Below are 11989 nucleotides of genomic sequence, written 5' to 3'. Positions count from 1 at the left end.
CCCCCACTTATATCGCGGACCTGCCGTGACTGGGCGACTCGGTCCGCGCCGAACCCGGGAGATCCTCCATGCGTAGACACGCTTCCCGCATATCCGGCATACCCCACATGTCCCGCAAGCGGCTCGCTGTCGCCACCGGCGTCGCTCTGGCCGCGACGCTGGCCGTCACCGCGCCGGTCGCCGCGGGCCAGGGCCAGGACGGCCGCGCGCCGGCCGCCCGGGACACCGACCGCGTCGAGGTCGAGTACTTCACCGGCCCCGGCAGCCACCCACGCCACACCGACGTCCCGGCCTCCGCCCCGCTCACCCGCAAGGAGCGGGCCGCGGTCCAGGACGACGGCGACGTCCTGCCGATCGTGGAGGCCGGAGCGAGCAACACCAAGGTCGACGTCGTCTTCATCGGCGACGGCTACACCGCGGCCCAGCAGGAGGACTTCCACGCCGACGTGCGCACCAAGTGGAAGGAGATGGCCGCCGTCGAGCCGTACGCCCAGTACGAGGACCTGTTCAACGTCTGGGCCGTCGACGCGCACTCGCAGGACTCCGGTGTCTCGGGCGACCCGACGAGCGACGTGCGCAAGAACACCGCCCTCGACTCGGCTTTCTTCTGTGACGGCACAGAGCGGCTGCTGTGCGTCGACACCAACAAGGTCGAGGCCTACGCGAGCAAGGCCGCCGACCCCGATCTCGTCATCGTGCTCAGCAACTCCACCAAGTACGGCGGCGCCGGCTACAACGCCATCACCTCGCCGTCCGGGTACGACGGCATCGGCACCGCCTCATCCGACCACCCCGACTCGGACCAGGTCGCCGTCCACGAGACCGGCCACTCCTTCGGCAAGCTGGCCGACGAGTACTGGTACGACGAGAGCACCTACACCGGCCCCGAGCCCGGCGAGCCCAACCTCACCAAGCTCAGCGCCGACGAGATGGCCGCGCAGAAGGTGAAGTGGCACCACTGGCTCGGTCAGGCATCACCTGACGGGGGCACGGTCGGTGCGTACGAGGGCGGCGGCTACCACGGGCACGGCCTCAACCGCCCCACCGAGGACTCGATCATGCGCACCCTTGGCCGCGAGTTCAATCTGCCCGGCCGCGAGGCGATGATCGCGGGCTTCCACCAGCACGCACCTGTGCTCACCTCCGGCACCCCCACCGACCGCAAGGTGCGCGGCACCCAGCGGATCCGTGTCGAGTCGTCCGCCCACGCCGAACTGCGCTGGTACGTCGACGGCCGCGAGGCACGGAAGGCACGGGGCGCGGCCGGCGTGACCCCCAAGGCGCTCGGGGTACCGGCCGACGGCCGCGCGCACACCGTCACGGCACGCGCCACCGACCCGAACAAGGCGGTCCGTGCCCCGGAGCTGCGCAAGCTGATGACCGGATCGCTCAGCTGGCAGGTCACCCGCTGACCGGAAGCTGACACCGCCCGACCGGCCGAGGCGGGCACCTGACGGCAGGACGGCACAGCAGCACACCGCCCCCTGCCGTCAGGCGGTGACCAGGGATACTCCCGGTCATGACCACCCATCCCCAGCAGACGCGGGACGCGGCGGCGCCCGCTCCGTACTGGACTCTGCGGACCGCGGAGCCCACCGACGTCGAGGCCATCGCCGAGCTGCGCGCGACGGTGATGCGACCGGATCTGGAGCGGCTCGCCCGCTTCGACGAGCATCGCGTGCGCCAGCGATTCCGGGACGCCTTCTCCCCCCGGCACACCTCGGTCGTGCTCGTTGACGGCGCCTTCGCGGGCTGCGTCGCCCTGCGACCGGCCGACGGCTGCCAGTGGCTCGAACACTTCTACCTCGACCCCGCCTTCCAGGGGCGGGGCCTGGGGTCGGCCGTGCTGCGCGGGCTGCTCGACCGGACCGACGCCGACGGAGACCTCGTCCGCCTGAACGTCCTGCAAGGCAGTGCGGCCCGGCGTCTCTACGAGCGCCATGGCTTCGGCGTGGAGACCGAAGACCCCGTGGACGTCTTCATGGTGCGTCGGCCCGGCTGAGAATTGGCCCACGCCCGTGCTCCCCGAATGGTCCACGGTCCGGACCATTCGGCTGGCTAGCCTCCTCCCGTCAGCGAAGGAACCGGCCCAACGGCCGCCTGATTTGGGAGCGTTGTGCCGATCCAGATCCTGCCGCCCGCGGGAGCGCCGCGCGTGCTCGCCGCAGCCCAGCTGTGCAACTCGCTCGGCGACGGCGCCTACTACGTGACCTCGGCCCTCTACTTCACTCGCGTCGTCGGCCTCTCCCCCACCCAGACAGGACTCGCGCTTACGGTCGCGTGGGCCGTCGGCTCCGTGACGGGTGTCCCGTTGGGCGCGCTCGCCGACCGGAGGGGGCCGCGCGGTACGGCGGTGCTGCTCGCCCTGGCCACCGGCGCGTCGGTGGCGTCCTTCCTGTTCATCCGCTCCTTCGTCCCGTTCCTCGTCGCGGCCTGCCTGTACGCGGTCGCCCAGTGCGGGCTCGCCGCGGCACGGCAGGCGCTGCTCGCGGGTCTGGTCACGCCGGGGGCACGCACGGGCGTCCTGGCCCACCTCCAGTCGACGCTCAACGCCGGTCTCGCAATCGGGGCGGCCCTCGGGGGCGTCGCCCTGCACCACGACACACGCCAGGCGTATCTGGCGGTCTTCGCGCTGGACTCGGTCAGTTTTCTGCTCTGCGCGCTGATGCTCCTGCGGCTGCCCGCGGTGCCGCGGTCCCTGGGGCGCCGGAAGGGCGAGCCCCGCCTCGCGGTGCTCCGCGACCGGCCGTACGCCGTCATCACCGTGCTCAACGCGGTCCTGCTGCTGCGGATGCCGCTGCTGAGCCTGGCGATCCCGCTGTGGGTGGTGGAGCGGACGAACGCGCCGAGCTGGCTGGTCTCGGCGCTCTTCGTCCTCAACACCCTTGCGGTGATGGCGTTCCAGGTCCGCGTGGCCCGCGACGTCGACGGCCCGCGCTCGGCCACCCGCGCGGTACGACGCTCCGGCCTGGTCATGCTCGCCTCGTGCGCGGTGTTCGCCTTCTCGGCGGCGGGGCTCCCGGTGGGGGCGACGGTGGCGATCCTGGTGGCGGGTGCGGTGCTGCAGGTCGTCGCGGAGATGCAGCAGTCCGCGGGCTCCTGGCAGATCAGCTTCGACCTGGCGCCCGCGCAACAAGTGGGCCAGTACCAGGGCTTCTTCGGCTCGGGGGTCCCCGTGGCCCGTACCCTCGGCCCGCTCCTTCTCACCTCGCTCCTCGTGGTGTGGGGCGTGCCGGGCTGGTTCATCCTCGGCGGGGTCTTCGTCGGGGCGGGCCTCGCGACGGGGCCCGCCGTTCGGTGGGCGGAGCGGTCACGGGCCGCCCGCGGGCGGGCGGGGCACGAAAGCGTGCGGGCGGGGCGCGGAGGCGTGCAGGCGGGGCGCGGAGGCGGCGAAGCGTATATTGATCGGCCGACCATCAGTATTGATCGGCCGACCATCAGCACGCCGAGGGACGGGTACTCCGCACATGGGTGACCTCGTAGAGATCGATGAGTCCCTGGTTCGTTCCCTGCTCGATGAGCAGCACCCCGACCTCGCCGGCCTCGACCTCCACGGGGCGGTACGTGGCTGGGACAACCAACTCTGGCGTCTCGGCGAGGACTTGGCCGTGCGCATCCCGTGCACGGAACGCGCCCCGGACCTGCTCCGCAAGGAGTACCACTGGCTCCCCGGCCTTGCCGCACGCCTGCCCCTGCCGGTGCCGACGCCCCTGCGGCTCAGCGAACCGTCCACCCGCTTCCCGAAGCCGTGGACCGTCACGGCCTGGGTACACGGCGAACCGGTCGACCGCACCCCCGTCAGCCGCGGTGGCCACGCGGCCGAAACACTGGCGGAGTTCCTGCGGGCGCTCCACGCGGAGGCGCCCGCGGACGCACCGGTCAACCCGACGCGTGGCCTTCCCCTCCGCGACTACGCGCCCGGACTCGACGAGGGCCTCAAGGCCCTCGCCACCTTCAGTGACGTCCCCACCGGCGTACGGGACATGTGGGAGGACGCCGTCTCGGCCCCCGACCCCACGGAACCGCCGGTCTGGCTGCACGGCGACCTCCATCCCGCGAACGTCGTGGGCTCCGACGGCACGCTGTGCGGCGTGCTCGACTTCGGCGAACTCTGCGCGGGAGACGCCGCGACCGACCTCTCGGCGGCATGGCTGCTGCTTCCCGCGGGTGCGGCGCCACGGTTCTTCGACGCCTATGCCCGCGCGGACGAGGCGACCGTCAGGCGCGCCCGGGGCTGGGCGCTGCTTCGTGCCGTCGGCCTCATCCACATCGGCCACGCCGGGGAACGGGGGCTTCCCGGCGGGAAGCGGACCTGGGGTGTGGCGGGCCGGGCCACGCTCGAACGTGTCCTGGCGGACTACTGACGCCTCGGTCGAGCGCGCCCGGCCGAGCCCGTCCCCCTCCCGATAAAGTCCTCGCTTGTGTCGAACATCCGCCACACCCCTCGCGCCACCACCGGCCTCCTCCCCCTCCGTGCGGGCGCGGAGGTCGACGCGCACCGGCACGACGAGCACCAGATCGTGTACGCGGGCCACGGTGTCCTCTCGGTGACCACCGACGCGGGCAGCTGGGTCGCCCCCGCGACGCGAGCCATCTGGATTCCCGCGGGCACCGTCCACGAGCATCGCGCGTACGGCGACACGGACCTGCACCTGGTGGGCCTGCCGGTGGCGGACAACCCGCTGCGCCTGGACCGGCCCGCCGTCCTCGAAGTGGCCCCACTACTGCGGGAGTTGATCATCGAGTACACCCGGAAGCCCGAGCCGACCGAGGCGCCCGAGCCGACCGCGCCTCGCGACGGCCGCACCGCCGAGCGCCGGCGCCTGCGGGCCGTCCTGCTCGACCAGCTCCGCCGTTCCACCCAGCAGCCCGTCCACGTACCGGCGGCCCGCGATCCACGCCTGGTCGCGGTGTGCGACATCCTCCGCGCCGACCCGGCCGACCCCCGGACCCTGGCGCGGCTCGGCGCGGCCATGGGCGTCAGCGACCGCACCCTGACCAGGCTCTGCCGAGCCGAACTCGGCATGAGCTTCCCGCAGTGGCGCACCCAACTGCGCCTGCATCACGCCCTGTGCCTGCTGGCCGACGACATCCCGGTCACCGTCGTCGCGCACCGCTGCGGCTGGGCATCGAGCAGCGCCTTCATCGATGTCTTCCGCCGGGCCTTCGGCCACACGCCGGGCGCATGGCGGGCACAGAGCTGACCAAAGAAGCCACAACGGAGTCGACCACGGGTGTCAACTAAGGGTTGACACCCCTTTCGCCGTCAACCTACCGTTGACACATGACGCAACCCACCCAGCCGACCCAGCCCATCCGCCTGGACGACCTGATCCAGGCCATCAAGAAGGCCCGCCCCGAAGCCGCCCTGGACCAGCTCTCCGACGCCGTGATCGCCGCCGATCACCTCGGCGACGTCGCCGACCATCTGATCGGCCACTTCGTGGACCAGGCGCGCCGCTCGGGCGCCTCATGGACGGACATCGGCAAGAGCATGGGGGTCACCCGGCAGGCCGCCCAGAAGCGGTTCGTCGCCAAGGACCCCGGCGAGATGTCGGACCTCGACCCCCGGCAGGGCTTCAACCGCTTCACGGCAAGGGCGAAGAACGTGGTCATGGCCTCCCAGGAGGAGGCCCGTGCCGCGGGGAACGACGAGATCGGTCCCGGACACCTGACGCTCGCCCTCCTGACCGAACCGGATGCCCTGGCCGCGAAGGCGCTTGTGGCGCAGGGACGTTCGCTCGACGCGATCCGCGAGAGCGTCACCGAGGCGCTGCCGCCTGCGGTCGGCGAGGTGCCCGACCTCATCCCGTACGACGCCGGGGCGAAGAAGGTCCTCGAGCTCACCTACCGCGAGGCCCTGCGGCTCGGGCACAACTACATCGGGACCGAGCACATCCTGCTCTCGCTCCTGGAGGCCGAGGGCGGTACGGGCACGCTCGCCGGGCTCGGCATCGACAAGGCGGCCGCCGAGTCGAACATCACCGAGGCCTTGGAGGAGGTCCGCGCCTCGCTCAACGAGGCGTGACCGCACCGGACCCGGCCGCACGCACCCGCGCCGCCTCCCGGACGGCCGCCGCGTTCGCCTTGCCCTGCCGGGACCCGGCGAGCTTCGCCTTGATGTGGTCGCGCACGAGGATCGGTTCGTAGGCGAGCTCGTCGGAGGCGGCGAGGTGGCTCGGCAGCGTGGAGATGACCGCGTCGACGTTGCCGTCATGGAAGTAGGCGGCCGACCTGCGCCGGACGATGCCGCCGTCCACGATCGGCGGCTTGACCCGGTGCAGGGTGGACATCCATCGGTCGTTGGTGAGCCGGGCGGTGAGATCACCGAGGTTGACCAGGAGCGCGCCGTCGACGGGGGACACGTCGTGCCAGGCCTCGTCGGTGCCGAGCACCTGCAGCCCGGCGACCTGGTCCGCCCACAGCACGGTGACCAGCCCGAAGTCGGTGTGCTCACCCATGCCCGTCAGTTCGCCGTCGAGGGTGACGGCGCCTTCGGGAAGGGCGTAGTTGTTCATGCGCAGTACGTCGATGGAGTGGTCGGTCAGCGACTCGAAGAAGTCGGCCCGCTCCCCGAGGGCGTCCGCGAAGACGCGGGTCAGCGTGCGGGCGACCCGGCCGGCCTCGGCGAAGTAGCGCAGCACGGCCGGTTCGAAGCCGTCGACCTGTGTGGGCCATACGTTGAGTCCGTAGTCGTCCTCGGACAGGTCGAGGCCGGGGAACGAGCGGGCTTCGGTGCCGATGTTGAACGCCTCGAAGAAGTCGTTCATGCGCCCTGCCGACTCCACACCCAGGCTCAAGCTGAGGGATTCACTCTTGGGCGGGCTGTAGCCGCGGTTCGCTCCGGTGACCCGGTAGCTCTTCCGCACCTCCAGGGGCAGACCGAAGAAGCCGTCGAGGGCGGCGGTCAGGCCGTCCACCGTCTCGCCGGGGATGCCGTGCCCGAGGATCTGGATGAAGCCGACGCGGGTGCAGGCGTCGTCCAACTCCCGTGCCACCCTCGCGCGTTCGGATGCTGGGCCGTCTTCCACGTACGGCGTGATGTCGATGACGGGAACCTGGAAGGGCATGGTCGTCTCCTGGCACGGGCGAGGGGCTACGCCCGCTTCCCTATCACGGTTTCACCCACCGGATTCCGCCTCCAGCCTCCGCAGGCGTTCCGCGTCGCAGACGCGCGGGCAGGTGCCGCACGCCTCGGCGGCGCGGAGCGTGTAGTAGAGGCAGCAGCCGAGCCGCGTACGGGTCGGGTGCCGTCCGCCGTCACCGGTCGTCAGATGACGGAAGGCGGCTCCGCCGGGGAAGGGCTCGACCGGACCGGGGAGCAGTGCGTCGACCGCCCGCAGCGCCTCGTCCTCCTGACCGAGCATGCGCCCCAGGTACCAGATCCCGGAGATGAGATCGTCCCCCGCCATGCCCCACAACGCCCGCTGCCCACGCCGCAGTCGGGGCCCGATGGCGGAGAGCAGCGGTTGCATGTGGGCGACGACGGCGGCGCGCAGTTCGACGCGGAGCGACTCTTCGTCGGCGAGCACCCGCGTCCCGGGGAGCCCGGCCGCCGGATCGTCCGGGAAGCAGGCGAAGGAGCCGGGGACGATCTCGAAGGCGCCGGTCTCCAGGTGGACGCGTACGTCCTGCGGGCGGATGCGCGGCACGCGTCGCTCCAGGTACCAGGCACCGCTCATCAGCAGGGACACCGACCAGAGGTAGCCGTGCAGGGCGCGGGACGCGGCGACGTCCGGGCGCGGGGTGTGGCCGTGGCCGGTGCGGATGCGTTCGGCCTCCGACGCGACGAAGGCTTCCAGGGCGTCTTGATGCGACGTCAGTTCGGCGCCGGACACCCATCCTTGACTCGTGGACGAGTCAGGTTGCGCCACCGCGACGGCGAGGGTCTCGCAGTGCGCGGTGAGTCGCCGATAGGTCGCGGCGAGCAGGGCGGCGGGGCTCAGGGCGGTGGCGTCGTGCGCCAGGTCCGGGGCCACGGTGAGCGGCACTCGTACTCCTTGGAAGGCAGGTCCATCGGTCGTCCGACGGCGGTCCCGCCACCGTGAACTAGGTAAGGCTTACCTTATTTCTCTTCAGCTTGCCGCATCGGGAACGGCGCGCCGCGGACCTCGATGTCGCGAGTGACCTGCCCCTCACCGCGAGTTGACATCGTTAGGCATACCTAACCTAAACTCTCACCCCGTGTCCAAGATCGCTCGGGCCGTCCCGCCGGACAGCCTCTTCACACGGCGGATCGGCCATGGTGTTGCTTTCCTGGACCCGTGCCGTGATGCTCACCGGCGAACGTACGCTGGACGAGGCCGGCTTCCGGTCGGCCGGTTCACCGTCCGGGCGCACGCTCGATGTGCTCTGGCCGCCCCTCCCCTCTTTCACCGTCCGTCTGCCTTCCGCCCTCGCGACCCCGACCGCGGTAGACGCCCCGACTCCGGGCGACCACGCGGGGCGGGCGCCGGGCCCGAGGGAGGCCGGGACGCGCGTGACCGGGGGCATCGCGGCCGTAATGCCGGCGGGCCCGGCGGTGGCGGTCGCCGGGCCCGTCGCCCTCATCGGACTCGCGGGCCGAGCATGGCCAAGGCGACGGGTGTCGCATCGACGGCCGAACAGGCGCGCGCGTAGGGCGGGCGGCGGACCGTTCGACGCTTCCGCCTCCGCCTCTCTCCCCGTCACACCAGCACCTCCGCTCGCACCCGGAAGTGGACTCGCACATGCGGCTGTACGTCCTTGCCCGCAATCCCACCGACTCGGTCACCGAAGGCTTCCTGCCCGCCGCGCGCGGGCTCGGCCTCGACGTCACCCTCCTCACCGATCAGCCGGACGCCCACCGTCTCCGAGAGGGGAAGGCGTCCCCGGAGATCCTGGAGTGCGACGTACGAGACTTCCGCGCCGTCATCAGCCGGATCTCCACCCACCACTCCCCCGGCGCGATCTTCACCAACAGCGACCATCTGCAGACCCAAGCAGCCCTGGCCGCCGAGTACTTCGGGCTGCCCGGCAAGGACTGGCGGGTGGCGCTGCGCACCAAGGACAAGGCGCACATGCGACGCCACCTCGCGGCGGAGGGGGCCGACGCGGTCTGGTCCGCGGAGCTGGACGCGGGCCAGGACCCCGCCGAACTCGCGGCTCTCGACGTGCCGTTCCCCTGCGTGGTCAAGCCGCGGGAAGGCGTGGCGAGTGAGGATGTGGTGCTGGTCGAGGGTCCGGAGCAGTTGGTACGGCGGTGCGCGGAGATACAGGAGCGGCGTCCGGGAGCCGCGCTGGTCGTCGAGGAGTATCTCGCAGGTGAGCTGTGCACCCTGGAGACGCTGGGCGACGGCCGGCTCCGGCACGTCCTGGGCGGTTTCCGCACGGAGGTGTCGCCGCCGCCGTACTTCATAGAGGAACGGATGACGTTCGTCCCCGCGCATCCGGCGCCGGTGGTGGCTCAGGTCCTGCGCCAACTGGACGTACTGGGCGTGGGATTCGGGGCCTGCCACACGGAATTCGTGGTGTCGGAAGGGCGCGCGCGACTCATCGAGGTCAACTACCGCGCCATCGGCGACCAGTGCGATCTGCTTCTCGCGCAGCTCCTGGACCTACCGCTCTTCGAGCACATCCTCCGTACGCACGTGGGTGCGCCGCTGCCGTCCGACCTGGGTGCGCGAACGGACGGCCGGGCACGGCTCGACTACCCGTGCGCGCAGCGTGCGGGGACGCTGACGGCAGCGCCGCGCGCGACCGAGAGGACGGCGGACGGGGTGCACCTCACGTACCGCCCCCTGCGGGAGATCGGCGAACGTCACGAACTCCACGGCACGAACCGTGACTTCCTCGGCGTGGTACGCGCCACCGGCACCGACCAGGCAGCGGTCGACCGAGCCGTGGCCGACTTCCTCGCCACGCACCACTGGGAGATCACCCCGTGACCCGACCGCCTGGCGGGACCCCCGCAGCCGGGGCCGAGGCCGAACTCCTCTTACGCGTACTGAGCGCGCTGCTGCGCGAGGACGTGGTGGGGTGGCGCACCCGAAGCGAGGGGGTGCGCCGCGCGGACGGCAGGTGGCTGAGGCTGCCGGTGCCCGACCAGAGGGGCATCGACGGCGATGCCCTGCTCATGCCTGTCCGCGCCGACGGGTATCAAGCCACCTACGCCGCCCGCCTTCCCCTGCTCCGCCGGGAGTCCGATGGGGGCGAACTCGCCGACGCGGACAGCATTCTGGCCGCGCTGCGTGATCTCGCCGACCCCGTCGACCGTGGCGGGTTCGACGCGTTCGCCGTGGAGTGTGAGCAGGCGCTCGCCGCGATGCGCCTGCACGCCGGGTCCAGAGGTGAAGTGGACGCCCTGCTCGCCGGGCGGTACGGCCCGGATCCCGCCGCCTGGACCGGGCTCGCGGGCGGCCTCGGATACGACACCCTCGCCGCGCGCGCGGATCATCCCGTGTACCCGACGTCACGCGGCCGCTCCGGGCTCACCGATGCCCAACTGCGCGCATACGCACCAGAGTTCCATCCCACCTTCGCGCTGCGCCAGCTCGCCCTGCCCCGCGAGGCCGTCACCGTGGGCGGCGCCGGCAACGCCTGGCTCTCTCCCCGCGCGGCGGGCGTGCCCGAACTCGAAGCACATCACTTCGTGCTGCCCGTGCACCCCCTGACCACGGAGGACACCCTGCGGGACGCGCTGCGGGCAGCGGGGCTCGACGGGCAGGCCCGGTTCGTCGGCGTGCCCGGGCCCGACGTCGTACCCACGCTGTCCATGCGTACCGCCGCCCTCACCCGCGACCCCACCCTGCACCTCAAGCTGCCGCTCGCCACCGCCACGCTGGGCCTGCGCAATCGGCGCACCATCAAGCCGGGCACCCTCACCGACGGCGCGGCGGGCCAGCGGCTGATCGAGGCCGTCGTCGACCGCGAACCCCGGTTCAAGGGCGTCGTCCTGCACGCGGACGAGACCCGCTTCGCCCACGCGGGCCACGAACTCCTCGCCGTGCTGCTGCGCCGCTACCCCGCCGGTCTCGACGACGCCGTCGTCATGCCGATGGCCGCACTCCTGTGCCCGGCACCCGGCGGCGACCGCCTGCTCGTCGACCACCTCGCCGACCGCTTCTACGGCGGTGATCCCCTCGCCCTCCTGGACGCCACGCTCGCCCTCCTCTTCGACTGGCAGACCACCCTGTTCGCCTACGGGATCGCCCTGGAGTCGCATCAGCAGAACATCTCGCTGGTCCTGGACCACCACCCCGCGGATGCCAGTGCCACCCGCTGCACCCGGCTGCGGCTGCTCCTCAAGGACGACGACGGGCCGCGCATCAACCTCGTCCGGCTGCGTGACGTCATGGGGCAACAGGCCCCGGAGCCGGACGAGTTCGATGACGTGCGTATTTTCGTCTCCGGTGATCTGCCCGTGCTCGACGTGTTCACCACCATCACCCTCCACCTCTGCGCCGGCTCCTACGCCTTCGGTCTCGCCCGGCAAGGCCACGCCCCGCTGCGGCGGTTGCTCGGCCTCGTGCGCGAGCGGCTCGCCGAGGCCGTCGAAAGGCTCGGGCCCGGCGAACCGGGCGCCCTCCTGCGGACCCACGTCCTGGACGCGGCGGAGCTGCCCGTCAAGGCGATGGTCACCGCGGGCACCCTGCTCTCCAAGGAACGCTCCGGAGCCGCCGACATCAACAAGCACTACACGACGGGCCCCAACTACCTGCGTAGCACGGTGCTTTCATGAGGGCCTCCGCGTCATCCGCGCACACGCTCACGGAGGGCCCGAACGGGGGCGCGGGATTCGGCCGTCGTCAGGTGCACGCCCTCGCCGCCTGCTGCTTCGTCGCGTCCTTCGCCGCCCTCGGGCTGCCGCCGTATCTCACCGAGATCCTCCCGGAACCGGGCGACGCGCACGCCCGCTGGGCAGGGCTTCCGTACGTCGTCCCGACGGTCCTCGGCGCGCTCGCCGCACCCTTGTGGGCCTGGGCCGCCGCCACTCTTCCCGCCCTGTTCCGCCGCTCGCCCCGCATCCGCT

Annotated in this window: 10 protein-coding genes and 2 pseudogenes; 10 read left to right on the top strand and 2 right to left on the bottom strand. The window is 71.8% G+C overall.

Annotation, left to right across the window (positions count from 1 at the left end; translation table 11 throughout):
* Positions 1 to 68 precede the first annotated feature (68 nt).
* The 6 genes from ACWGIH_RS19400 to ACWGIH_RS19375 all read left to right on the top strand — a co-directional run bounded on the left by ACWGIH_RS19400 (position 69) and on the right by ACWGIH_RS19375 (position 6028).
* Positions 69 to 1412: a M64 family metallopeptidase gene (locus ACWGIH_RS19400; RefSeq protein ID WP_453447843.1), complete on the top strand. Its 1344-nt coding sequence runs from the start codon at positions 69 to 71 to the stop codon at positions 1410 to 1412.
* 107 nt (positions 1413 to 1519) lie between these two features.
* A complete protein-coding gene (locus tag ACWGIH_RS19395) occupies positions 1520 to 2002 on the top strand; it encodes an N-acetyltransferase family protein (RefSeq protein ID WP_453447845.1) in 483 nt (160 codons plus the stop codon).
* Positions 2003 to 2116: 114 nt separating this feature from the next.
* A complete protein-coding gene (locus ACWGIH_RS19390; protein ID WP_453447846.1) occupies positions 2117 to 3475 on the top strand; it encodes an MFS transporter in 1359 nt (452 codons plus the stop codon).
* Positions 3468 to 4364, top strand: a complete 897-nt coding sequence (locus tag ACWGIH_RS19385) for an aminoglycoside phosphotransferase family protein (RefSeq protein ID WP_453447847.1) — start codon at positions 3468 to 3470, stop codon at positions 4362 to 4364. Before ACWGIH_RS19390 ends, ACWGIH_RS19385 begins: the two co-directional genes overlap by 8 nt.
* Before the next feature lie 57 nt (positions 4365 to 4421).
* Positions 4422 to 5204, top strand: coding sequence for an AraC family transcriptional regulator (locus tag ACWGIH_RS19380; RefSeq protein ID WP_453447848.1), 783 nt, complete (start codon positions 4422 to 4424; stop codon positions 5202 to 5204).
* A gap of 80 nt (positions 5205 to 5284) precedes the next feature.
* Positions 5285 to 6028: a Clp protease N-terminal domain-containing protein gene (locus ACWGIH_RS19375; protein ID WP_453447850.1), complete on the top strand. Its 744-nt coding sequence runs from the start codon at positions 5285 to 5287 to the stop codon at positions 6026 to 6028.
* Here the strand turns inward: ACWGIH_RS19375 and ACWGIH_RS19370 are convergent.
* On the bottom strand, positions 6015 to 7070 hold the full coding sequence (locus ACWGIH_RS19370) for an isopenicillin N synthase family dioxygenase (protein WP_453447851.1): 1056 nt from the start codon (positions 7068 to 7070) through the stop codon (positions 6015 to 6017). The genes ACWGIH_RS19375 and ACWGIH_RS19370 overlap by 14 nt on opposite strands.
* A gap of 51 nt (positions 7071 to 7121) precedes the next feature.
* Positions 7122 to 7991, bottom strand: a complete 870-nt coding sequence (locus ACWGIH_RS19365) for a (2Fe-2S)-binding protein (protein ID WP_453447853.1) — start codon at positions 7989 to 7991, stop codon at positions 7122 to 7124.
* A 251-nt stretch (positions 7992 to 8242) separates the two neighbouring features.
* On the opposite strand from ACWGIH_RS19365, the pseudogene ACWGIH_RS19360 reads away from it, so the two are divergent.
* From ACWGIH_RS19360 to ACWGIH_RS19345, 4 genes and pseudogenes are all read left to right on the top strand, one after another.
* A pseudogene (locus ACWGIH_RS19360) lies at positions 8243 to 8500 on the top strand (iron ABC transporter permease); the annotation flags it as partial.
* Between the two features lie 208 nt (positions 8501 to 8708).
* Entirely contained in the window at positions 8709 to 9905 is a 1197-nt protein-coding gene (locus tag ACWGIH_RS19355; protein ID WP_453447854.1) for an ATP-grasp domain-containing protein, read from the top strand.
* Positions 9902 to 11698 (top strand): IucA/IucC family protein, encoded by a 1797-nt coding sequence (locus ACWGIH_RS19350; RefSeq protein WP_453447855.1) that lies wholly within the window; start codon positions 9902 to 9904, stop codon positions 11696 to 11698. Before ACWGIH_RS19355 ends, ACWGIH_RS19350 begins: the two co-directional genes overlap by 4 nt.
* Positions 11695 to 11934: pseudogene (locus tag ACWGIH_RS19345) on the top strand (hypothetical protein); the annotation flags it as partial. The gene ACWGIH_RS19350 and the pseudogene ACWGIH_RS19345, both read left to right, overlap by 4 nt.
* Positions 11935 to 11989: the final 55 nt, after the last annotated feature.

The organism is Streptomyces sp. NPDC054872, from assembly GCF_053610705.1.
Note: the sequence above shows the minus strand (reverse complement) of the source record. Positions and strands in the feature narration are given on the sequence as shown.